This is a genomic window from Streptococcus sp. CF8_St5-17 (assembly GCF_024295665.1).
GTDB lineage: Bacteria > Bacillota > Bacilli > Lactobacillales > Streptococcaceae > Streptococcus.
The window spans coordinates 93,971-116,699 of the sequence record NZ_JANCOU010000006.1 but is presented as its reverse complement, the minus strand read 5'-3'; the positions used below and the strand labels follow the sequence as shown (position 1 = coordinate 116,699).

Here is a 22,729-nt window from a genome sequence, read left to right as displayed (position 1 = left end):
TTTAACTCGGGAAGTAGCTCAGCTTGGTAGAGTACTTGGTTTGGGACCAAGGTGTCGCAGGTTCGAATCCTGTCTTCCCGATTGATGGCGGTGTAGCTCAGCTGGCTAGAGCGTCCGGTTCATACCCGGGAGGTCGGGGGTTCGATCCCCTTCGCCGCTATAATGATCTTGTTGGACCTTTAGCTCAGCTGGTTAGAGCTCTCGGCTCATAACCGAGTGGTCGTAGGTTCAAGTCCTACAAGGTCCATTGTAATGATGGAGGATTACCCAAGTCCGGCTGAAGGGAACGGTCTTGAAAACCGTCAGGCGTGTAAAAGCGTGCGTGGGTTCGAATCCCACATCCTCCTTTATTTATTATTAACGCGGGATGGAGCAGCTCGGTAGCTCGTCGGGCTCATAACCCGAAGGTCGTAGGTTCAAATCCTGCTCCCGCAATATTGGCTCGGTAGCTCAGTTGGTAGAGCAATGGATTGAAGCTCCATGTGTCGGCGGTTCGATTCCGTCTCGCGCCATTTTTTTAATAAGATACTATGCGGGTGTAGTTTAGTGGTAAAACTACAGCCTTCCAAGCTGTTGTCGCGAGTTCGATTCTCGTCACCCGCTTTGAACTTTGTTCAAGTACCAAGTTTTTTTCTTGGGCGCGTAGCTCAGGTGGTTAGAGCGCACGCCTGATAAGCGTGAGGTCGGTGGTTCGAGTCCACTCGTGCCCATTAATAGGAGAATTACTCAAGAGGCTGAAGAGGACGGTTTGCTAAATCGTTAGGTCGGGTAACCGGCGCAAGGGTTCGAATCCCTTATTCTCCGTAATTAAAGAGCTGTATAGCTCTTTTTTTATTGTCTTAATCTTATATTATTCTTTTTATAACTGTTTAACATTTGATATAATGTAAGTGAAAGCACTACAATAATTAGTTAACGACCAAGGAGTTCGTTATGGAATCTAAGAAGATCTTAGGAAGCTTGCTAGTTCTTTTCATAAGTCTTTTTATGTTTGTCTGTAGTAATCATAGCTCCGAAAATTCTAATCAGGGGCTTAGTTTATCAACAACAGTTAGTCAATCAAATACTAATGAACAAACTTCCGTAGAGGCTAAGAAAAATTTTAAAGAATTCTACAAGCCAGTTTTTGATAATTATCAAAAAATACTTTCTACACCGAAGGATGTAAATGCAATTGCTGATCTCTATAAGAGTTTACAAGGTACTGAACGCCCTATCAATAGTTGGTCAGTTGAAAATGCGGTTTATCAAGCTGATAAGATGAGTTTTGTCTATGCAGATCTTAATAAAGATGGTGTGGAGGAATTGTTAATAGGCGTTGAGCAATCTAATGGTGATTATTTTATTTCGGGCCTTTATTATCTCGTAAATGAGAAACCGATACTTTTAGCAGAAGGCTTTGTAGCAAGTCATGGTGGGGCTAGAAATTCTATGAATATCTATAATGATGGAGATATCTTAGAATTAAGCTGGTCATCTGGTACAGGTGAAGGTAGGGGAGCACTTTATCATCTGAATTCTAGCCAGCAAGCAGCAAGTAAAGTTCAGGAACAGGACATTCGTGTACCAGGTAACAAAAGTTTGCATTCTGACTTTGGTAAAGCAGAGGCAGATTTAATGAATTTTAAGCAACTAGATTGGCAGAAATTTGAAAACTCTACTAGCACGACTATTTCGGGAGAAAAGCAAAAAGCTCCTTGGAATGCCAACAAATCTGCTAAATTAGAAGCTTTTATTAAAGGATGGGGAGAAAGACTTGGTCAGCCCAATTACAAAAAAGGAATTGCTGGAGGAGATGTTGGTGCGGATAATCTCTATACCTTTGGTGATGGGCCGAGTGAAAAAATAAATGCGGAATACTCGGATAATGGGTTAGGAACTGCTAAGTATCGTATCGTAGAGCGCTATAGTAACTGGGATAAATTTCCAGATGTTCATAGCTATTACTTTGCGATAAACAATACAGGAGAAGCGATTGTCTTTCATTCACCGACAACTAATGGTGGGATTATGTACTTGAAACCAACCGAAAACACAGAAATACAAGCAGAGTTCAGACGCTTGGTTGAAGAAGACTAGAAAAATGAAGAATTTGGTCTTGGCTAAGCTCTTTTTATAAAAATCTCTTTTTTCATTTTTATATTCTTTGATTATTTAATTGTATGCTAGTGTTATATAAGAACGTAAAGCATTGTTTGATGATGACTCTATAATTCAGGGGAATAGAATATATGACAAAAATTGTGAAGTTTCATAGTATTTACTATAGATTTGTTCTTTTTATAGTTATTTTATATCTTTTGGGTGTTCATCAAATTGTTGGTCGAGGAACTCAAACAGTTAATATTTTTGATTACGCCTTCAGCTTCCATCAAACACAGTTAGGGTATTTCCTTCTTTTATTAATTCTAGTTGGCATTGGCATAAATCTTCTTTGTTCTTGGAAATTTTCTGTATCTCCAAAAGGAATTTATCTTAGAAGATTAGCTTTATTTGTTCCTTGGAGTGATATTAGTGGAGTTTCGCATGTTTGGATTAACAAGGCGAGTAATTTTACTAGTGGGATTAATTTTTATAACAATAAATGTTTAGTTTTTTATCGTCATTATTACAAGCCAATTTGTATCTATAATATTTCTTTATTGGCTTTATTTGCTGTCAAACTCTTTAATCCTCAGATTAAGACGAATATCTTATCAGCTAGTTTTGCTACGGGATTTAATATTCTATTGAATACATCAATTGTCTTTTATCTTTACTTTCTTGACTTAAAAACTCTTAGTTTTAGTTCTTTTTTACTTTTTTGCTTACTCTATTTTATAAAAATTTTTATCATTCCTTTATGCTTGGTTTCTAGTCAAAATTCTAAGTATGGTCCTTATCTGGGACATAGTAATTTCTTTAAGAGAAATGCTTCAGATGTGATTCATGTTTAATTTTATAAAAATGATGACTTTCTACTTTTTGGTAGGAAGTTTTTTATTATTTCTATGTCGAAATAGTTGACAGATGTAACAAAAAGAGTTACAATTTTTTTTGAAAGTTCGATATAGAACAAAAAAGGAGACAAAATGGACAAGATGTTAGGGGGCTACCAAGCTCTACAGATTCGATTGTTGAATGGGCGTATCTTTCAAAAACTCTTGAGCAAGGAACCAGATGCTCAATACAGAAGTGAACAAGGGAAAATTTTAACGATTTTGTGGAAGCAAGAGTTGGGGTGCGCTACTGCGACCGATATCGCTCTTGCGACGGGTCTAGCCAATAATACATTGACCAGTATGGTTAAGAAATTGGAAGAACAAGGTTTGGTTACGATTCAACCTTGCAAGCAGGATAAAAGGAAAAAATATATCTCGTTGACAGACCTCGGTTGGGCGCAAAAAGAAATTGGCGACCGTGTCAGCAAAGAACTGGGAGAGATTTTTTATCAAGGGTTTTCGGATCAAGAAATCCGAGAATTTGAGGCTTATCAAGAGCGTATTATCACAAATCTAAAAGCTAAAGAGAATGACATCTAGGGAAAGGAAGTAACAGTTATGATCGGAATTACAGGTGTAACAGGGAACTTAGGCTCCTATGTGGCTGATCTTGTCGATAAAAAAGAAATCGCTTCCGTCCATCTAGCACGAAGCCCAGAGCGTGCAAAAGTTTACGCGTCTGCGGAAATCCGTAGAATGTCGTATACAAATACTCCAAAAGTGGTTGAGGCCTTAAAGGGGATCGATACCTTGTTAATGGTTTCTGCTCGGGAAAATCCAGAGCGTGTCAAGGAGCACAAGGAGTTTTTAGATGTTGCAAGACTAGCAGGGGTACAACATATCGTATATACCTCCTTTTATGGGGCAGATGAGAAGGCAACTTTCACTTTGTCTCGAGATCATGCCCAGACGGAAGCCTATATCAAGGAGTTAGGGTTCACCTACACTTTTTTGAGAGATAATTTTTACTTGGACTTCTTGATTGATCTTGCGCTTGAAAATGGAGAAATTCGTGGTCCGGCCGGCAATGGCCTGGAATCAGCTGTTGCCCGTAAGGACACATCTAGGGTTGCAGCAGAAATTCTTTTAAATCCTAAGGAGTGGGAAAATCAAAGCTTGGATCTGACAGGGCCAGAGGATCTTTCCATGGAAAAAATCGTAGTGCTTCTCTCAAAAGAGACCGGTAAGACCATCTCGTATGTGGATGAATCAGTAGAAGAAGCCTATGAGTCACGGAAAAAATGGCCAGCACAAACATGGGAGTACGATGCCTGGGTCAGCACCTATACAGCGATTAAAGCTGGTGAACAAGCTGGGGTTTCTACAGATGTCGAAAAAGTCCTAGGGCATCCAGCAAGCAGCCTATTGGATACTCTTAGAGATAGAAAACTTATTGAGGAAAAAAATGATTGAATACAAACATGTAGCCTTGCGCTACACGGATAAGGACATTTTAAAAGATGTCAATCTCCGCATTGAAAATGGAGAGTTCATGGTGCTAGTGGGTCCTTCAGGATCTGGAAAGACCACCATGATCAAGATGATTAACCGTCTTTTGGAACCGACAGATGGCAATATCTACATGGATGGAAAACGCATCAAGGACTATGATGAACGGGAGTTACGTCTCAGTACCGGCTATGTCCTCCAAGCTATTGCCCTATTTCCTAACTTGACGGTTGCGGAAAATATAGCTCTCATTCCTGAGATGAAGGGCTGGAGCAAAGAGCAAATCGCTTCTAAAACAGAAGAACTCTTGAACAAGGTAGGCCTGCCTGCTGCAGAGTATGCTCATCGGTTACCAAACGAGTTATCTGGTGGGGAGCAACAGCGGATTGGCATTGTACGAGCCATCATTGGGGAACCAAAAATCTTGCTGATGGATGAGCCCTTTTCAGCCTTGGATGCTATCTCTCGCAAGCAGTTGCAAGCTCTCACCAAGGATTTGCATAAGGAGTTCGGGATGACCACCATCTTCGTTACTCATGATACGGACGAGGCTTTGAAATTAGGGGATCGAATTGCAGTTTTGCAAGATGGAGAAATTCGCCAGGTCGCAGAACCTGAAACAATTTTACAAGCGCCTGCGACAGACTTTGTAGCAAACTTGTTTGGAGGTAGCCTTCATGTCTAATTTGATTTCAACCTTTCAAGAGCGATTTAGTGAATGGGTAACAGCTCTGGGACAACACTTACAATTGTCTCTTTTGACCTTATTGGTTGCTATTTTTCTGACCATTCCGCTGGCGGTTTATCTACATGGTCATAAAAAAGCGGCGAACTGGGTGCTACAAGTTGCGGGTATCTTCCAGACCATTCCCTCAATGGCCTTGTTGGGGCTCTTTATTCCTTTCATGGGAATTGGAACCTTACCAGCCCTCACAGCCCTTGTCATCTATGCTATTTTCCCGATTTTGGAAAATACGATTACAGCCTTGAACGGCATTGATCCTAGTCTTGAGGAGGCGGGGATTGCTTTTGGAATGACCAAGTGGGAGCGACTCAAGAAGTTTGAAATTCCACTGGCCATGCCTGTCATTGTATCGGGGGTTCGAACAGCAACTGTTATGATCATTGGGACAGCAACTCTAGCTGCTCTTGTGGGAGCTGGAGGACTAGGCTCCTTTATCCTTTTGGGAATTGATCGTCGGAATGCTAGTCTCATTTTAATCGGCGCAATCTCATCAGCCATTTTGGCCATTCTCTTTAATGTTATTCTCAAATGGTTGGAAAAGGAAAAGTTGCGTACGATTGTTGCAGCCTTTGCTGTTATGGTCCTTGGTTTGGGAGCTAGTTATGCTCCAAGCATGATTCCAAATAAAGAGAAAGAAAATCTGGTTATAGCTGGGAAGTTGGGACCTGAACCTGAGATTCTCATGAATATGTACAAGCTTCTCATTGAGGAAAATACGGATATGACGGTGACGGTCAAGCCTAACTTTGGGAAGACAGATTTCCTTTATCGAGCGCTGAAAAAAGGGGACATTGATATCTATCCAGAATTTTCTGGAACAGTGACAGAGAGTCTCCTCCAACCATCTCCACAAATTGGGCATGACCCAGAAAAGGTTTACGAGGTGGCTCGTGACGGCATTGCCAAACAGGATCAACTAGCCTTTCTTAAACCCATGGCTTATCAAAATACTTATGCTATAGCAGTTCCTAAAAAAATTGCGCAAGAATATGGGCTTAAGACGATTTCTGACTTGAAAAAAGTAGAAGGACAGCTCAAGGCGGGGTTCACTCTGGAGTTTAATGACCGTGAGGATGGAAACAAGGGCTTGCAGTCTGTTTATGGATTGAATCTCAATGTGGCAACCATGGAACCAGCTCTTCGCTACCAAGCCATCCAGTCAGGTGACATTCAAATTACAGATGCTTACTCAACGGATGCTGAAATTGCTAGGTATGACTTGATGATTTTAGAAGATGATCAACACCTCTTCCCACCTTATCAAGGGGCTCCACTTATGAAAGCTGAATTACTCGAAAAACATCCTGAGTTGGAAGCAGTCCTTAATAAACTAGCTGGTAAAATCACCGAGAGCCAGATGAGTCAGATGAACTATCAGGTCGGTGTGGAAGGTCAATCGGCTGAAGAAGTAGCGCATGAGTTTCTCCTTCAAGAAGGAATACTTAAGCAATAATCAAAGGAGTATTAGTTTATGAGTATACAAAAAAGGATCAAAAGATCCTTTTTTTATTGTACCAATGCTAACAAGATGGTAAGCACCAGTGCAATTCCAATTCGAATCAGATGATGGGCTGGATGGAAGTTTTCTTTTTGTTTGCCATTCCAATAGGCTCCGTAGCAAATTAATCCACAGCCAATCAGCCAAAGAGATAGTGCGATAATCGGCAAAAAGAAGTAGAGAAAGATAGATAAGGTTGCAAGGCTACTTCCGATGAGGAGAAGCCGATTTCCTAGGGGATTCCTGCCTTTTCTTAATTCTGAAAGGCTAGCCAATAAATGAAGAAGAGGAAAAGCAAGAAGTAAGAAGGCTATAAAAAAGCCGAGAAGAATGGAGAAGAACATAGAATTTCCTTTCAAGAAGAGATTTTGGATATGAGGATTATATATCAAGACCTACGACTCATTTTATGAAGTACCACAAATGATAATACAAGATTCAAAATGATAACCAACAAAGTCAAAAGAGAGTAACCATAAAGTTTAATTGGAAATTCATTTTTGAGATTGCAAAGAGCAAACAAACTCGTTAAAATGCCCGTCAACAATCCAGGCACATATTTTCGAATAACGACTGTCTGAATCAGATGTCCTAAGACATGGTAGATATAAGCGATTATGATGCTTACGTAAATAGTATAGTTGCTAAACCGGTAACTAAGAAAAAGTGATAGAAGCAGGATTAGAAATTGCTCCAAGACAATAGCATTGAAAGTAAAAGGCGTGTAATAAGAAAGGATTCGATTATCTGGAAACTGTGCCGATAATTTTTTGACAAAGGATGGCATCCATATGATTTCTTCCAGTTCGTGAAGCATAAAGAGCGCTGGAAAGAGAAAATAAAATTGTATGATGGACATTGAAAATACTCCCTTCTAGTTAGAGCCCACTTTTAAAATCTCCAAATAAAATTGGATCACTTCTTGTTCGGTGTAGGACTTGCCTTTTTTCAACCACCAGCTGAGGGTTTCGATGAAATGGCTGACGACCAGGTGTTTGAGGTAAGAGTGAGGGAGAGTTGGATGGGCCTGGATGAGTTCGTCGACTACCATTGGGTAGACATCGTGTTCCAGTTCTTTTCGCAGTTGCCGTATAAAATAATCGTTTTTAGAGAGCAAGAGACTGGTCACATGATCTTGATTTTTCTTGAAATGCTGAAAGATATGAGCCAGATAGTCTTGTGGTGAGAGGTGTTCAGCACGCTCAAAGAGATGGTGAAAGAGCTTTTGACAGAGTTCATCTAGCAATAACTCCTTACTCTCGTAATGGCTGTAAAAGGTCGAGCGTCCCACATCAGCAAGGTCTATGATTTCCTGAACGGTGATGGCCTCGTAGTCTTTTTGGTTGAGTAAGTGTAAGAAAGCCTGATAGATAGCTTTTCGTGTCTTGGTAATGCGACGATCTTGACTAGTCATATGGACAATTTGAACAAACTGTTCCGTATCTTACAAAGTAAACAGTTTGCTCCTATCCTTTCTGTAATGAATGTTAGATAATGATAATGAACAGGATGTTCATGAATCTATTATAACAAAGGAATGATGATTATGAAGACAAAACATACAGTCTGGTTAGCTTTTTTCTTGAATTTAAGTTATGCCATTGTTGAGTTTATCGCAGGAGGGATTTTTGGATCGAGTGCAGTTCTTGCGGACTCAATTCATGACTTGGGGGATGCAATTGCAATAGGGATATCAGCCTTTCTTGAAACAATCTCCAATCGTGAAGAAGATAGTCATTACACCTTGGGTTACAAACGGTTTAGCCTTCTAGGTGCCTTGGTAACGGCTGTGATTCTGATGACAGGATCTGTTCTGGTAATCTTGGGAAATATAACAAAACTCTTTCATCCACAACCTGTCAATGATGAGGGAATCCTCTGGCTAGGAATCATTGCTGTTAGTATTAATGTGCTAGCCAGTCTTGTCGTTCGTAAGGGAAAAACTAAGAATGAGTCTATTTTGAGCCTGCATTTTCTGGAAGATACTCTGGGTTGGGTGGCTGTTATCCTAATGGCCATTGTTCTGCGATTTACCGACTGGTATATTCTGGATCCGCTCTTATCTCTTGTCATCTCTATCTTTATTCTGTCAAAAGCTATTCCACGTTTTTGGTCCACGCTTAAGATTTTCTTAGATGCTGTACCGGAAGGAGTAGATATCAAGCAAGTAAAGAGTGATTTGGAGCAGTTGGACCATGTTGCTAGCCTTAATCAGCTCAATCTCTGGACCATGGATGGTTTGGAGAAAAATGCCATTGTCCATGTTTGTCTAAAAGAAATTGAACAGATGGAGCTTTGCAAGGAATCGATTCGAAGCAAACTCAAAGATTGTGGTTTTCAAAATATCACCATTGAGATTGACGCAGACCTAGCAAGTCATCAAACTCATAAGCGAAATATGGAAGAGCTAGAAGCAGTCCAAAACCATGGACATGAACATCATCATTGATGAGGCGTAGTATAAGAGAGCGAAAGCTTCATAAATAGTGTATACTTGAAATAAGTTAGATACAGAGAGGTAAATGTTTATGAAATCAGCAGTTTATACCAAGGCAGGTCAGGTAGGTATTGAGGAAATCAAGCGTCCAAGCATTCAAGAGGCGGATGATGTTATTATCCGTGTGGTTCGTGCTTGCGTATGTGGTTCAGACCTATGGAGTTACCGAAATCCAGATATTAAAGCGGGTCACAAAAATAGTGGACACGAAGCAATTGGAATCGTTGAAGAAGTTGGTGAGGCTGTCACTACTGTAAAACCAGGTGACTTTGTCATCGCGCCTTTTACTCATGGTTGTGGTCAGTGTGATGCCTGTCGTGCCGGTTATGATGGGACTTGTGACCGCCATATTGGCACCAACTGGTCAGGTGGTGTCCAGGCTGAATATCTCCGTTTCCACTACGCTAATTGGGCACTTGTGAAAATTCCAGGTCAACCTTCAGATTATAGCGAAGGCATGCTCAAGTCACTTTTAACACTTGCTGATGTCATGCCGACCGGTTACCATGCAGCGCGTGTGGCTAATGTGCAAAAAGGCGACAAGGTTGTCGTTATTGGGGATGGGGCTGTTGGCCAATGTGCTGTCATTGCTGCTAAGATGCGTGGAGCTTCACAAATTATCCTTATGAGTCGTCACGAAGATCGACAACAAATGGCCTTGGAGTCAGGAGCGACAGCTGTTGTGGCCGAACGTGGTGAAGAAGGCATTGCCAAGGTGCGTGAAATCCTCGGAGGAGGAGCAGATGCAGCACTTGAGTGTGTTGGTACTGAGGCGGCTGTTGAGCAAGCACTGGGTGTCCTTCATAATGGTGGTCGTATGGGAATTGTTGGTGTGCCTCACTATAATAACCGTGCCCTTGGTTCGACCTTTGCTCAGAATATTTCTGTTGCGGGTGGAGCAGCTTCTGCAACAACATACGATAAGCAATTCTTGCTCAAAGCTGTTCTGGATGGGGATATCAATCCAGGTCGTGTCTTTACTTCAAGCTATAAACTGGAAGATATCGACCAAGCTTATAAGGACATGGATGAACGCAAGACTATTAAATCTATGATTGTGATGGATTAAAAAAAGAAAATCCTAATAGAGAACGGAAGAGCTCTTATTAGGATTTTTTATGTTCAGTTATTGCGCTTAATGCAAGGTACTTTCTCTTAAAGTCAGTTTGGTTCCTAGCATAGTAAGGCTTGGAATTTTACGGCCGTGAAGGACTTCTCTGTTCAGAATATCCATTCCTGTGCGTCCCATTTCTTCGGTGTAGACGGTAATACTGGAAAGTGGTGGGAACACTTGCTTGGTTAGAATGGTATCATTAAAGGAAATAATGCTGACGCGCTCTGGTATGCTGATGCTGGCTTCTTGAAGGGCGCGAAGGGCACCAATGGCCAAGCTATCACTGGCTGCAAAAAAGGCTTGTGGAAGCTTCTCTCCTAATTTTTCGATAGCTTCTTTCATTAAATCATATCCAGATTGAGCAGTAAATAGACCTTGGAAAACGAATTTCTCGTTATAAATTCCTTTTTCTTGCGTATAAGATTTGAAGTAATCTAAACGCTTGTCTGCGATGACTTCTTCTTGGTCAGTAGTAGTTTCAAGACCGGATAAGATACCAATCTTCTTAATCCCGTGGTCTGTAAAGTAATCAACCACCTGTCTAACAGCATTATTAAAATCTGTAATGACACAGGTATGGCCCAAGGCGATGGTGTCACTATCAAGAAAAACTAGAGGTTTTTGATATTCTTCAAATGAGGCAATCTGTGCTTGGCTAAATTTTCCAATACAAAGAATTCCAATGACTTCTTCGCTAAGCGTGAAAGGTTGGTCGTTGAAATAGCGCAAGATTTCGTAATCTAATTCTTGGGCTCTATTTTCAATTCCTAGTCGAATCTGGTAGTAGTAGAGGTCTTCTAACTCTCCCTGTTCACTGACCCATTGGATGATGGCAATCTTTTGTTTGAGTTTATGAGATTCACCAGTTTTGAGATGCTTGGTGTAACCTAGTTCTTCGGCGACGGTTAAAATACGATGTCGGGTTTCTTCTGTGACAGATAGACTCTGATCGCGATTGAGGACACGGGATACAGTTGCGATTGAAACAGAGGCTAGCTGAGCGATATCTTTGAGTGTAGCCATAATTCCCCTCCTTTTTAGGTTATTATAGCATATTTTTCTTGCTTTTTACTCATAGTTTAGTAAAATATCGGTAAAATTGTTGACCAAAGCAAAACCCTTGGGTACAATAGAAGAAAACGATTACAAGGTAAATTTTTTTACCTGACAAATTGTCAAAGGAGAATTCATATGACACAACATCTTACTGCTGATGCACTTCGCAAGGACTTTCTTGCGGTTTTTGGTCAAGAAGCAGATCAAACCTTCTTCTCACCAGGCCGTATCAACTTGATTGGGGAACATACTGACTATAATGGTGGCCATGTTTTCCCAGCTGCTATTTCACTCGGAACTTATGGGGCCGCACGTAAGCGTGATGACCAAGTATTGCGTTTTTACTCAGCTAACTTTGAGGATAAAGGAATCATCGAAGTGCCTCTAGCTGACCTTAAGTTTGAGAAAGAGCACAACTGGACCAACTATCCAAAGGGTGTCCTTCATTTCTTGCAAGAAGCTGGTCATGTGATTGATAAAGGGTTTGATTTCTATGTTTTTGGGAATATACCAAATGGTGCGGGCTTGTCTTCTTCTGCATCCTTGGAGCTTTTGACAGGTGTCGTGGCAGAATACCTCTTTGACCTAAAATTGGACCGTCTAGACTTAGTTAAAATCGGAAAATTGACAGAAAATAACTTTATCGGTGTTAACTCTGGTATCATGGACCAGTTTGCCATCGGTATGGGGGCTGACCACCGTGCTATTTACCTGGATACTAACACTCTAGAATACGACTTGGTACCACTTGATTTGAAAGACAATGTCGTTGTGATTATGAATACCAATAAGCGCCGTGAACTAGCAGATTCTAAGTACAATGAACGCCGTGCTGAATGTGAAAAAGCAGTGGAAGAACTCCAAGTTGCCTTGGATATCCAGACTTTAGGTGAGTTGGATGAATGGGCTTTTGATGAATACAGCTATCTAATCAAAGACGCAAATCGTTTGAAACGTGCCCGCCATGCTGTTCTTGAAAATCAACGCACCCTTAAGGCACAAGCGGCTCTTCAAGCAGGAAATTTGGACAAGTTTGGTCGTTTGATGAATGCTTCTCATGTTTCACTTGAGCACGACTATGAAGTGACTGGTTTGGAATTGGATACCCTTGTTCATACAGCTTGGGCTCAAGAAGGTGTTCTCGGTGCTCGTATGACAGGAGCAGGCTTTGGTGGTTGCGCCATTGCCTTGGTTCAAAAAGATGCGGTTGAGGCCTTTAAAGAAGCTGTTGGCAAGCACTACGAAGAAGTAGTTGGCTATGCACCAAGCTTCTATATCGCTGAAGTTGCAGGTGGCACTCGCGTTCTTGCTTAGTCAGGAGGAGGTTTTCTAGTGACCTTAGTAGAAACATTTGTGACCAAAGTCATTGCAGAAAGCACCTTTGAAGAGTTGGACCGTATCTATCTGACCAATCGTGTTTTAGCACTGGTGGGAGATGGAGTTCTCGAAGTCAAGACTGGCCAAGATAACTTGATTGACCTCAAAGACCAGCTTGTCGAGGAAGCAGTTCGCTTGGAAACGATTGAAGATAGTCTGGCTGCGCGTGAGATTCTCGGTGCTGACCTCATGGACTTGGTAACCCCTTTTCCAAGTCAGGTCAATCGTGATTTTTGGAATACCTATGCCCAGTCACCAGAGCAGGCAATTGCAGACTTCTACCAACTCAGTCAGAAAAATGACTACATCAAACTAAAGGCTATCGCAAAGAATATTGCTTATCGTGTACCGTCTGACTACGGTGAACTGGAGATTACTATCAATCTCTCTAAACCTGAAAAGGATCCAAAGGAGATTGCGGCAGCCAAGTTAGTCAAGTCCAGTAACTATCCTCAGTGTCAGCTCTGTATGGAAAATGAAGGCTATCATGGTCGTGTCAACCATCCAGCTAGAAGCAATCATCGTATTATCCGTTTTGATATTTCTGGGCAGGAGTGGGGCTTCCAGTATTCGCCTTATGCGTACTTTAATGAGCACTGTATTTTCTTAGATAGCCAACATCGTCCCATGGCCATCAGTCGTCAAAGTTTTGAGCGTTTGTTAGCAATTGTGGAGCAGTTCCCAGGCTATTTTGCAGGCTCGAATGCGGACCTACCAATTGTTGGTGGTTCAATCTTGACCCATGATCATTACCAAGGTGGGCGCCATGTATTCCCAATGGAAGTGGCTCCTATTCAGAAAAGCTTTACCTTTGAAGGTTTTGAATCAGTCAAAGCAGGAATTGTTCAGTGGCCTATGTCAGTGATTCGATTGACGTCGGATTCAAAAGACGATTTGACCAACCTTGCTGAGAAAATATTACTGGCTTGGCGTCAGTACTCCGATCCAAGTGTGCAGGTCTTGGCGGAAAGTAATGGAACTCCGCACCATACTATCACACCGATAGCCCGTAAACGAGATGGACAGTTTGAGTTGGATTTGGTCTTGCGGGAAAATCAAACATCTCCAGAGCATCCAGATGGTATCTATCATCCTCATAAGGATGTCCAACATATCAAGAAGGAAAATATCGGCTTGATTGAGGTTATGGGTTTGGCTATCTTGCCACCACGCTTGAAGGAAGAAGTAGAGCAAGTAGCAGCTTACCTAGTCGGAGAGGATATTCCAGTTGCAGATTATCACCAAGAATGGGCAGATGAGTTGAAAGAATCCAATCCTAGATTGACTGACAAAGACCAAGCTCTTGAAATTGTCCGAGAATCTGTGGGTAAAATCTTCTCTCGGGTATTGGAAGATGCAGGAGTTTACAAGCAAACTGCAGAAGGACAGACAGCCTTTATGCGTTTCGTGGAGCAGGTTGGTATTTTGCCCGAATAAGTGCTTCTCTCTTGCGTAGAGTCTTGAAAAGTAGTATCATAGTGTCGTTTGAAATATCAGGAGGAACGTATGAAAGATTTTCACTTTGACGCTATATCTGCCTTTGAAAACTACGAAATTGAAAAAATGAGAGACGGTCACGTTGTAGTGACGACAAAAGTAGTAGACTCCTCACTCAACTATTATGGGAATGCCCATGGAGGCTATCTATTTACCCTTTGTGACCAAATCAGTGGCCTTGTGGTGATTTCGCTAGGCTTAGATGGAGTGACACTCCAGTCTTCTATCAACTATCTGAAAGCCGGAAATCTAGGAGACGTTCTTACTATCAAAGGAGAATGTGTCCATCATGGACGTACCACTTGTGTCGTCGATGTTGATATCACCAACCAAGATGGTCGAAATGTCTGCAAGGCAACCTTCACCATGTTTGTCACAGGACAACGATCTGAAGATAGACAGGTGAGGATATAGGAAATAAGAAAAAGAGGCATGTGCCTCTTTTTCTTATTTATGTTTCCACTGTAATACTCTATCATTCTATTCACTAAATCTTAAAAAATAGCCATCTGGGTCTAAAACTGCAAATTCATGAGGATAGATATATTGTTCACCAACACGAAATTCTCTTTTGGTCAGTGGACGATGAATAGGATAGTTAGACTCGATTACTTTCTGATAGAGTCGAGGGACATCTTCAATGCCAAAGGAAATATTGACACCGCGCCCGAAAGGATAGGTTAGTTGGGTTAATTCTTCTGTGCTGCCTTCTTCTAGCATAAGTTGGCAGTCTTCAAGCGATAAGAAGAGGAAGTTTTCTTCTGGTCGCTCGTATTCGATTGTAAAACCCAGTAAATCGCAGTAGAAGGAACGAGACTGTTCTAAATTTGAGACAATAAATTCGGGAATAACTGCATTGTAGTCCATAAATAAAATCCTGAGTTATAAGTAGTCGCAAAACAAGAAGTCGAACTTCCTGAAAAATATCAAATTCGTTGGGTAGGAAGCTTTTCTAATCAACATTCTATTTACTGATGGTATATACTACTTCGGTTGGATTTTTTTAAAAAGGAGATAAGGTGTACTCCGTTGAACTCGAAGGCTCTGAAGATACGCTCAAAACCTTAAGTCCTATTCTTGAACAATTATGGCTCTTGGACCCAAAAACTCCAGGTAAATAATCATTCACATACTAAAAGAGACTTATCGACGTATGATTAGTCTCTTTCGCTATACCATATGCTTTTCAGCGAAAACGTTGCCTATTTAAATATACTTTAAAAAATGATAAAATATTTGTAAGCCTACCACTTTGAGGAGATTAAGCATCATGAAAAGCAAGATTTTATTAGGTTCTGTGACGCTCTTATCTGCATTTATACTAGCAGCATGCGGAAATGGAGATAAGAAAACAAGCGAAATTTCAGAAGAACCAACAACAGAAGTAACAATAACTGCGGACACTTCTGATGAGACAAAAGCAGTCTCATATACAGACACTCAACGTATCGGAAGCGATGATATTGGGTATGTTAATATCCCGAAAGATTGGATATTCACTAAAAGCCAATATACGGAAGAAATATTACAGTACGAGTCAAAAGATAAAAATACCAGAGTCCTACTAAATTCTTTCGCTAAAAATGACGTACATCCACAGAACCAGGACGCTTTTGGAGTAAAGTTCATTGCTACTTATTTTTATAATACCCTTCGAAGCGAAGAAACTGTAGTCGATATAGACGGTGAATGGTCAAAGGTAGCTGGAATGAACGCCTATGTGCTTAAATCACACAAAAGAAATGGAGAGTATCTTTTTGACTGGTTTTTCCAAAAAGGCGAAAAAGTATACGTCTTCGGACTTGAAGGTACAGAGGAAAATATTACAACTTTCAGACCTATGCTCGAACAATCTTGGGGCTTAGATCCAAAAACTCCAGGTAAATAATCACTCACACACTAAAAGAGACTAATCAACGTGATTAGTCTCTTTCTTTTTTATGTGACTTTCAGTCCGTCTCGCTCCGTTAGGTGCGAGACAAAAAAACCACCCGCTATACGGGTGCGCATCGAAGGTTATACCAAAAAACTCCAAACGCGATACAATTAAGGTGTTCAAGCCAATTGTAAAGCGAAAGGAGAAAAATATGGCTCAAAAAGCACATAGTTTATCACATACAAAATGGATGTGTTCTATCACATTGTGTTCACCCCTAAGTATAGACGAAAAGTGATCTATAATCAATATTGAAGTAGTTTGGGAGAAATATTCCATAGATTATGTAGTTATAAAGGTGTTGAGATTATTGAGGGCCATTTAATGCCAGATCATGTTCATATGTTGGTAAGTATTCCACCTAGAATTAGTATTTCAAGTTTCATGGAATATTTAAAAGGTAAAAGCGCTCTAATGATGTTCGATAAACACGCAAATCTGAAATATAAGTTTGGAAATCGATATTTTTGGGCAGAGGGATATTATGTGAGTACAGTTGGCCTCAATGAAGCCAAAATAAAGAAATACATTCAGGAACAAGAGCGAAAAGATATTGCTTTAGATTAGTTGAGTTGAGTGTAAAAGAATATGAAGATCCCTTTAGGGATAGTGGCAAGTAGTACATATGCCTCTTTGATAGGCTTGTGACGAGTCAAATGCAAAGTGAAAACCAGCGTCTTTAGGCGCTGGCTAGTTATCTGGGCTTATAGCCCTGGTACAAACCACACGTTTGACGGGTGGTCATGATTCCTTTTTCGCACTCTAGTGCTTTATTATCCTATTCACTAAATCTTAAAAAATAGCCATCTGGGTCTAGAACTGCAAATTCATGAGGGTAGATATATTGTTCACCAACTCGAAATTCTCTTTTAGTCAAAGGACGATGAATAGGATAGTTAGACTCGATTACTTTCTGATGGAGTCTAGGGACATCCTTTATGCCAAAGGAGATATTGACACCACGACCAAATGGGTAGGTTAGTTCAGCTAATTCATCCTCTGTCCCCTCCTCTAGCATTAGCTGGCAATCTTCAAGCGATAAGAAGAGGAAGTTTTCTTCTGGACGCTCGTATTCGACAGAAAATCCCAGCAAGTCGCAGTAGAAGTGGCGTGACTTTTCGAGGTCAGATACTACAAATTCAGGAATGACAGATTGATAGTCCATTAGCTTTCTCCTTAGAGTTCAATCTCCAAGACAATCGGTGTATGGTCTTGGCGTGCGCCTGAATCAATCATATCTGACTTGGTAACCTTGTCTGCCACACGGTTACTTGTGAGCCAGTAGTCGATTCTCCAGCCTGTGTTGTTGATTTTTGAAGTTTTGCTGCGTTGTGCCCACCATGTGTAGCGTTCTGGAACGTCACCATGGATATGGCGGAAGGTGTCAGTAAATCCTTTGGCTAAAAGGTTTGTAAATCCTTCACGTTCTTCGTCTGTAAAACCTGGTGAACGACGGTTGCTGGCTGGGTTGGCAAGGTCAATTTCCTTGTGGGCAACGTTGTAGTCTCCAGTTGCTAGGACTGGTTTTTTCTTGTCTAACTCAGACAAGTATTCCGCATATTTGACGTCCCAGACTTGACGTTCTTCCAAACGTTTGAGTCCATCACCTGCATTTGGTGTGTAGACTTGAGTCACGAAAAATTTATCAAATTCCAAAGTAATGATGCGGCCTTCCAAGTCCATAGTAGAAGGGGCTCCAATTTCTGGGAAGCTGATAGTTGGAGTGAGTTCTTTCTTATAGAGGAACATGGTTCCAGCATAGCCTTTACGGGCAGGCTCTTGAGAGGAACGCCAAGTGTTTTCGTAGCCTGGGAAGAGTTCTTCCAGTACCTCAAGGTGTTTTTTAGTAGGACCTTTAGCTGAAAGCTTGGTTTCTTGGATAGCGATGATATCAGCGTCTTCGGCTACCAAAGTTTGGAGAACGTCTTGAGACAATTTCGCACGCGCAGAGTCACTCGTCAACGCTGCATTGAGGGAATCAATGTTCCATGAGATTAGTTTCATAGTGTATTCCTTTTCATTCAGATTATAGACAATATTATACCAGAAAAAGAAGTAATTCCCCAGCGTATAGTTTGAAAAATCAAGGTCATTCCTTTATAATAAAGAATGATTTATGTAAAGGATTGAAACTAAATGAAATGTTACTCCTTTGAATATCTTTATCACTGAGTATGACAAAGTTCAAGTGAGTGTCGTCACCTATGAATAAGAAAAACCTGGGGTTCATGCCTCAGGTTTCCATTTGTTATTAGAAAGGAATACTATGTCCATCATCCAAAAACTTTGGTGGTTTTTTAAGTTAGAAAAACGCCGTTATCTCGTTGGAATCGTAGCTTTGGTTTTGGTTTCTGTACTAAACCTCATCCCACCTATGATTATGGGGCGCGTGATTGATGCCATCACTTCGGGACGATTAACACAGAATGAGCTCCTGCTTCATCTCTTTTATCTCCTATTGGCAGCTTTCGGGATGTACTATCTGCGTTACGTTTGGCGCATGTATATCCTAGGAACCTCCTACCGACTTGGGCAAATCATGCGTTCAAGACTATTTGAACACTTTACAAAAATGTCGCCTGCATTTTATCAGAATTATCGAACAGGGGATTTGATGGCTCATGCAACCAATGATATCAATGCTCTGACTCGTCTAGCAGGTGGGGGTGTCATGTCTGCAGTGGATGCCTCTATCACAGCCTTGGTAACTTTGTTGACCATGCTCTTTAGCATTTCTTGGCAGATGACCTTGGTTGCCATTCTTCCCTTGCCATTTATGGCCTATGCGACTAGTCGTCTGGGGAGAAAGACCCATAAAGCTTTTGGGGAATCGCAAGCAGCCTTTTCTGAACTCAACAATAAGGTTCAGGAGTCTGTAGCAGGTATTAAGGTAACCAAGTCCTTTGGCTATCAGTCTGATGAATTGGCATCTTTTCAGGAAGTTAATGATTTGACCTTCCAAAAAAATCTGCAAACCATGAAATATGATAGTCTCTTTGACCCTATGGTTCTGCTTTTTGTTGGTTCTTCTTATGCCTTAACTCTTTTGGTCGGTGCCTTTATGGTACAAGCGGGGCAGGTGACTGTTGGGGATCTGGTCACTTTTATCTCTTACTTGGATATGCTGGTCTGGCCTTTGATGGCTATTGGTTTCCTCTTTAACATTACTCAGAGAGGGAAAGTTTCTTACCAACGGATTGAGAGTCTATTGTCCCAAGAATCACCTGTGAAAGACCCAGAATCTCCACTTGACGGGATTGAAAATGGGCGTTTAGACTATGCCATTGATCGTTTTGCCTTTGAAGACGAGGAGACGCTACGAGATATTTACTTTAGTCTCGAAAAAGGGCAAACCTTGGGCTTGGTTGGTCAGACTGGTTCAGGGAAAACCGCTTTGATTAAGTTGCTCCTACGTGAGTATGACGTTGATCACGGAGCCATTTATCTAAATGGCCATGACGTTCGTGACTATCGACTAGCTGACTTACGTAGTTTGATGGGATACGTCCCACAGGATCAATTTCTCTTTGCAAGCTCTATCCTAGACAATATTCGATTTGGGAATCCTGACCTGCCTTTCTCAAAAGTAGAAGAAGCAACCAAGTTTGCTCAAGTCTATCAAGACATTCAAGCCATGCCCCAGGGATTTGATACGGTTATTGGTGAAAAAGGTGTCAGTCTATCTGGTGGACAAAAGCAACGTCTTGCTATAAGTCGAGCTATGATTTTAAATCCTGATATCTTGATTTTAGATGATTCCTTGTCAGCTGTGGATGCCAAGACAGAGTTCGCTATTATCGATAATCTCAAGGAAACTCGCAAAGATAAAACGACCATCATCACTGCCCATCGTCTCAGTGCAGTTGTTCATGCAGATTTGATTTTGGTCATGCAGAATGGTCGAATCATTGAACGAGGCACACATGAAGACTTACTCGCCTTGGATGGTTGGTATGCCCAAACCTACCAGTCTCAACAGTTAGAAATGAAAGGAGAAGAAGATGCGCAATAAACAAGAACAATGGGCTGTATTGAAACGCTTGTTGTCCTATCTCAAGCCCTATGGTCTCCTAACCTTTTTAGCCTTAGCCTTTCTCCTTACGACGACTGTTATCAAGAGTATCATCCCCTTGGTAGCTTCGCACTTTATCGATCAGTATCTAAACAATCTCAACCAGCTTGCCGTTACAGTTCTGCTAGTTTACTATGGTCTTTTTATTCTTCAAACCATTGTCCAATATGTAGGGAACATCCTCTTTGCGCGAGTGTCCTACAGTATCGTTAGAGATATCCGACGTGATGCCTTTGCTAATATGGAGAAGCTAGGCATGTCTTATTTTGATAAAACACCTGCAGGTTCCATCGTTTCTCGTTTGACCAATGACACTGAGACTATTAGCGATATGTTTTCAGGAATCTTATCCAGTTTTATCTCAGCAGTCTTTATCTTTGTGACAACCCTTTATACCATGCTTATTTTGGATTATCGTCTGACAGCTTTAGTATTGCTCTTTCTACCCTTGATTTTCCTTTTGGTCAATCTCTACCGTAAAAAATCGGTTAAGGTTATCGAAAAAACCAGAAGTCTCTTGTCAGATATCAACAGTAAGCTGGCAGAAAATATCGAAGGAATTCGCGTCATTCAAGCCTTTAACCAAGAAAAACGCCTGCAAGAAGAGTTTGATGAGATAAACCAGGAACACCTAGTCTACGCTAACCGTTCAGTAGCCTTGGACTCCCTCTTTTTACGTCCAGCTATGAGTTTGTTGAAGCTGTTGGGATATGCAGTTTTGATGGCTTACTATGGCTATCGTGGTCTCTATCTAGGAATAACGGCAGGAACCATGTATGCTTTTATCCAGTACATCAATCGCCTCTTTGATCCCCTCATCGAGGTAACACAAAACTTTTCTACCCTTCAAACATCCATGGTGTCAGCAGGTCGTGTCTTTGCACTTATCGATGAGACTAACTATGAACCGGCCCAAGAAGATGGACAATCCGAGATTAAAGAAGGAAATATCCGTTTTGAACATGTGTCCTTCTCCTATGATGGGAAGCACCAGATTCTCGATGATATTTCCTTTACAGTCAATAAAGGTGAAACCATCGCCTTTGTCGGACATACTGGCTCTGGGAAATCCTCTATCATCAATGTTCTTATGCGCTTTTATGAATTCCAGTCTGGTCGGGTTTTACTTGATGGTGTGGATATTCGTAAGTATAGTCAAGAGGAGTTGAGAAAAAATATCGGTCTGGTCCTACAGGAACCTTTCCTCTATCATGGGACCATCAAGTCCAATATCGCCATGTACCAAGATATCAGCGATGACCAGGTTAAGGCAGCAGCAGAGTTTGTGGATGCAGATTCTTTCATTCGGGATCTTCCATTAGGCTATGATGCCCCTGTGTCTGAGCGTGGTTCAAGTTTCTCTACTGGTCAACGTCAGCTTCTTGCCTTTGCTAGAACCGTTGCCAGTCAACCGAAAATTCTGATTTTGGATGAAGCGACAGCCAATATCGACTCTGAAACAGAAGCCTTGGTCCAAAATTCCCTAGCCAAGATGAGACAGGGTCGAACCACCATTGCCATTGCCCATCGTCTCTCTACTATCCAAGATGCCAACTGTATCTATGTCCTTGATAAGGGACGTATTATTGAGAGTGGAACCCATGAGGAACTTTTGGCCTTGGGTGGAACCTATCACAAGATGTATAGTTTGCAGGCAGGTGCCCTTTCCTAGGGAAGAATTCCTTTAAAATACATATTTCTTGCACTACCTCTTTTATTTTGTGGTATAATGTAGAATGTTAATAAAGATTACATATTAAAAGCAGAGGAGAATGTGCATGCTGAAATGGGATGAACTACCTCAAGAAATACAATTGAGTGAGGTAAAACCATACTACCAGCTTGTTTCTAAAAGAAAAGGCTCTCTGATTCTCAAGCGCTGTCTAGATTTGTTTCTAGCCTTGATCTTGTTAATCTTGACCTCACCCGTATTTCTGATTCTAAGCATTTGGATCAAACTAGATAGTAAGGGTCCAGTCATTTACAAGCAGGTGCGGGTAACCCAGTACAACCGACATTTCAAGATTTGGAAATTCCGGACCATGGTAACCGATGCGGACAAGAAAGGAAGTCTAGTAACTTCTGCAAATGATAGCCGCATCACCAAGGTTGGAAATTTTATTCGCCGGGTTCGTTTGGATGAACTTCCACAATTGGTCAATGTCCTCAAAGGGGAGATGTCCTTTGTGGGAACTCGTCCAGAAGTGCCACGCTACACAGAGCAGTACAGCCCAGAAATGATGGCTACCTTACTCTTGCCAGCAGGGATCACATCCCTTGCCAGCATTAACTACAAGGACGAGGATGCCATTATCAGTCAAATGACTGCAAAAGGTATGACGGTTGACCAGGCTTATGTTGAGAGAGTCCTGCCAGAAAAGATGCACTATAATCTAGCCTACCTACGTGATTTTAATTTCTTCGGGGATATTAAGATCATGTTCCAGACTGTATTTGAAGTTTTAAAATAAGTAGTCGCAAGATTGAAACCAATCAAAGGAGTAAAA

At 41.3% G+C, this 22,729-nt stretch carries 22 protein-coding genes, 9 tRNA genes and 1 pseudogene; 25 read left to right on the top strand and 7 right to left on the bottom strand.

Annotated features, from left to right (window positions below; translation table 11 throughout):
• Nucleotides 1-7 precede the first annotated feature (7 nt).
• From NMM19_RS06415 to NMM19_RS06345, 15 genes are all read left to right on the top strand, one after another.
• Nucleotides 8-81 (top strand) — tRNA-Pro (locus NMM19_RS06415).
• 5 nt (nucleotides 82-86) lie between these two features.
• Nucleotides 87-160 (top strand) — tRNA-Met (locus NMM19_RS06410).
• Nucleotides 161-173: 13 nt separating this feature from the next.
• Nucleotides 174-247 (top strand) — tRNA-Ile (locus NMM19_RS06405).
• A gap of 10 nt (nucleotides 248-257) precedes the next feature.
• Nucleotides 258-347: transfer RNA gene (locus tag NMM19_RS06400), tRNA-Ser, on the top strand.
• A gap of 14 nt (nucleotides 348-361) precedes the next feature.
• A tRNA-Met gene (locus tag NMM19_RS06395) sits at nucleotides 362-435 on the top strand.
• 4 nt (nucleotides 436-439) lie between these two features.
• Nucleotides 440-512, top strand: a tRNA-Phe gene (locus NMM19_RS06390).
• 20 nt (nucleotides 513-532) lie between these two features.
• A tRNA-Gly gene (locus NMM19_RS06385) sits at nucleotides 533-603 on the top strand.
• Nucleotides 604-636: 33 nt separating this feature from the next.
• Nucleotides 637-710 (top strand) — tRNA-Ile (locus NMM19_RS06380).
• A gap of 6 nt (nucleotides 711-716) precedes the next feature.
• Nucleotides 717-804, top strand: a tRNA-Ser gene (locus NMM19_RS06375).
• Nucleotides 805-933: 129 nt separating this feature from the next.
• Entirely contained in the window at nucleotides 934-2,079 is a 1,146-nt protein-coding gene (locus tag NMM19_RS06370) for a DUF4767 domain-containing protein (RefSeq protein ID WP_254730695.1), read from the top strand.
• Between the two features lie 152 nt (nucleotides 2,080-2,231).
• On the top strand, nucleotides 2,232-2,936 hold the full coding sequence (locus NMM19_RS06365; RefSeq protein WP_254730692.1) for a hypothetical protein: 705 nt from the start codon (nucleotides 2,232-2,234) through the stop codon (nucleotides 2,934-2,936).
• 135 nt (nucleotides 2,937-3,071) lie between these two features.
• Nucleotides 3,072-3,521, top strand: a complete 450-nt coding sequence (locus tag NMM19_RS06360) for a MarR family winged helix-turn-helix transcriptional regulator (protein WP_254730689.1) — start codon at nucleotides 3,072-3,074, stop codon at nucleotides 3,519-3,521.
• An 18-nt stretch (nucleotides 3,522-3,539) separates the two neighbouring features.
• Nucleotides 3,540-4,394 (top strand): SDR family oxidoreductase, encoded by an 855-nt coding sequence (locus NMM19_RS06355; protein WP_254730687.1) that lies wholly within the window; start codon nucleotides 3,540-3,542, stop codon nucleotides 4,392-4,394.
• Entirely contained in the window at nucleotides 4,387-5,115 is a 729-nt protein-coding gene (locus tag NMM19_RS06350) for an ABC transporter ATP-binding protein (protein WP_254730684.1), read from the top strand. Before NMM19_RS06355 ends, NMM19_RS06350 begins: the two co-directional genes overlap by 8 nt.
• The gene (locus NMM19_RS06345; protein WP_254730681.1) at nucleotides 5,108-6,628 is read left to right on the top strand and encodes an ABC transporter permease/substrate-binding protein; all 1,521 of its coding nucleotides are present in this window, start codon (nucleotides 5,108-5,110) and stop codon (nucleotides 6,626-6,628) included. The genes NMM19_RS06350 and NMM19_RS06345 overlap by 8 nt, the downstream gene beginning before the upstream one ends.
• A 53-nt stretch (nucleotides 6,629-6,681) precedes the next feature.
• On the opposite strand, the gene NMM19_RS06340 is transcribed toward NMM19_RS06345, so the two are convergent.
• From NMM19_RS06340 to NMM19_RS06330, 3 genes are read right to left on the bottom strand one after another with little or no spacing between them, the layout of a single operon-like run.
• A complete protein-coding gene (locus NMM19_RS06340; RefSeq protein ID WP_254730678.1) occupies nucleotides 6,682-7,017 on the bottom strand; it encodes a glucuronide permease in 336 nt (111 codons plus the stop codon).
• Nucleotides 7,018-7,061: 44 nt separating this feature from the next.
• Nucleotides 7,062-7,532, bottom strand: coding sequence for an HXXEE domain-containing protein (locus NMM19_RS06335; protein WP_254730675.1), 471 nt, complete (start codon nucleotides 7,530-7,532; stop codon nucleotides 7,062-7,064).
• Nucleotides 7,533-7,547: 15 nt separating this feature from the next.
• Nucleotides 7,548-8,087, bottom strand: coding sequence for a TetR/AcrR family transcriptional regulator (locus NMM19_RS06330; RefSeq protein WP_254730671.1), 540 nt, complete (start codon nucleotides 8,085-8,087; stop codon nucleotides 7,548-7,550).
• Nucleotides 8,088-8,219: 132 nt separating this feature from the next.
• On the opposite strand from NMM19_RS06330, the gene NMM19_RS06325 reads away from it, so the two are divergent.
• Both NMM19_RS06325 and NMM19_RS06320 read left to right on the top strand, forming a co-directional pair.
• Entirely contained in the window at nucleotides 8,220-9,122 is a 903-nt protein-coding gene (locus NMM19_RS06325; protein WP_254730668.1) for a cation diffusion facilitator family transporter, read from the top strand.
• 79 nt (nucleotides 9,123-9,201) lie between these two features.
• Entirely contained in the window at nucleotides 9,202-10,239 is a 1,038-nt protein-coding gene (locus NMM19_RS06320) for an alcohol dehydrogenase catalytic domain-containing protein (protein WP_254730665.1), read from the top strand.
• Between the two features lie 66 nt (nucleotides 10,240-10,305).
• Here NMM19_RS06320 and NMM19_RS06315 read toward each other — a convergent pair whose 3' ends face one another.
• The gene (locus NMM19_RS06315; RefSeq protein WP_254730662.1) at nucleotides 10,306-11,307 is read right to left on the bottom strand and encodes a LacI family DNA-binding transcriptional regulator; all 1,002 of its coding nucleotides are present in this window, start codon (nucleotides 11,305-11,307) and stop codon (nucleotides 10,306-10,308) included.
• 168 nt (nucleotides 11,308-11,475) lie between these two features.
• Here NMM19_RS06315 and NMM19_RS06310 point away from each other — a divergent pair, with 168 nt between their 5' ends.
• From NMM19_RS06310 to NMM19_RS06300, 3 genes are all read left to right on the top strand, one after another.
• On the top strand, nucleotides 11,476-12,654 hold the full coding sequence (locus tag NMM19_RS06310) for a galactokinase (protein WP_178894646.1): 1,179 nt from the start codon (nucleotides 11,476-11,478) through the stop codon (nucleotides 12,652-12,654).
• Between the two features lie 18 nt (nucleotides 12,655-12,672).
• The gene (locus tag NMM19_RS06305) at nucleotides 12,673-14,154 is read left to right on the top strand and encodes a UDP-glucose--hexose-1-phosphate uridylyltransferase (RefSeq protein ID WP_254730659.1); all 1,482 of its coding nucleotides are present in this window, start codon (nucleotides 12,673-12,675) and stop codon (nucleotides 14,152-14,154) included.
• Nucleotides 14,155-14,223: 69 nt separating this feature from the next.
• Nucleotides 14,224-14,628, top strand: a complete 405-nt coding sequence (locus tag NMM19_RS06300; protein WP_036759319.1) for a PaaI family thioesterase — start codon at nucleotides 14,224-14,226, stop codon at nucleotides 14,626-14,628.
• A 66-nt stretch (nucleotides 14,629-14,694) separates the two neighbouring features.
• Here the strand turns inward: NMM19_RS06300 and NMM19_RS06295 are convergent, their stop codons facing one another.
• Nucleotides 14,695-15,081, bottom strand: a complete 387-nt coding sequence (locus NMM19_RS06295) for a VOC family protein (RefSeq protein WP_254730656.1) — start codon at nucleotides 15,079-15,081, stop codon at nucleotides 14,695-14,697.
• 403 nt (nucleotides 15,082-15,484) lie between these two features.
• On the opposite strand from NMM19_RS06295, the gene NMM19_RS06290 reads away from it, so the two are divergent.
• Together NMM19_RS06290 and tnpA are read left to right on the top strand one after the other, a co-directional pair.
• Complete coding sequence (locus NMM19_RS06290) at nucleotides 15,485-16,102, top strand: hypothetical protein (protein WP_254730653.1); 618 nt, start codon at nucleotides 15,485-15,487, stop codon at nucleotides 16,100-16,102.
• Between the two features lie 199 nt (nucleotides 16,103-16,301).
• Nucleotides 16,302-16,717: pseudogene (gene tnpA / locus NMM19_RS06285) on the top strand (IS200/IS605 family transposase).
• A gap of 211 nt (nucleotides 16,718-16,928) precedes the next feature.
• Here tnpA and NMM19_RS06280 read toward each other — a convergent pair.
• Both NMM19_RS06280 and NMM19_RS06275 read right to left on the bottom strand, forming a co-directional pair.
• Nucleotides 16,929-17,315, bottom strand: a complete 387-nt coding sequence (locus NMM19_RS06280; RefSeq protein ID WP_254730650.1) for a VOC family protein — start codon at nucleotides 17,313-17,315, stop codon at nucleotides 16,929-16,931.
• 11 nt (nucleotides 17,316-17,326) lie between these two features.
• The gene (locus NMM19_RS06275) at nucleotides 17,327-18,154 is read right to left on the bottom strand and encodes an exodeoxyribonuclease III (RefSeq protein WP_254730647.1); all 828 of its coding nucleotides are present in this window, start codon (nucleotides 18,152-18,154) and stop codon (nucleotides 17,327-17,329) included.
• Between the two features lie 262 nt (nucleotides 18,155-18,416).
• Here NMM19_RS06275 and NMM19_RS06270 point away from each other — a divergent pair, with 262 nt between their 5' ends.
• From NMM19_RS06270 to NMM19_RS06260, 3 genes are all read left to right on the top strand, one after another.
• On the top strand, nucleotides 18,417-20,162 hold the full coding sequence (locus tag NMM19_RS06270; RefSeq protein WP_254730642.1) for an ABC transporter ATP-binding protein: 1,746 nt from the start codon (nucleotides 18,417-18,419) through the stop codon (nucleotides 20,160-20,162).
• A complete protein-coding gene (locus NMM19_RS06265) occupies nucleotides 20,152-21,894 on the top strand; it encodes an ABC transporter ATP-binding protein (protein WP_254730639.1) in 1,743 nt (580 codons plus the stop codon). Before NMM19_RS06270 ends, NMM19_RS06265 begins: the two co-directional genes overlap by 11 nt.
• A gap of 106 nt (nucleotides 21,895-22,000) precedes the next feature.
• Nucleotides 22,001-22,693, top strand: a complete 693-nt coding sequence (locus NMM19_RS06260; protein WP_254730636.1) for a sugar transferase — start codon at nucleotides 22,001-22,003, stop codon at nucleotides 22,691-22,693.
• Nucleotides 22,694-22,729: the final 36 nt, after the last annotated feature.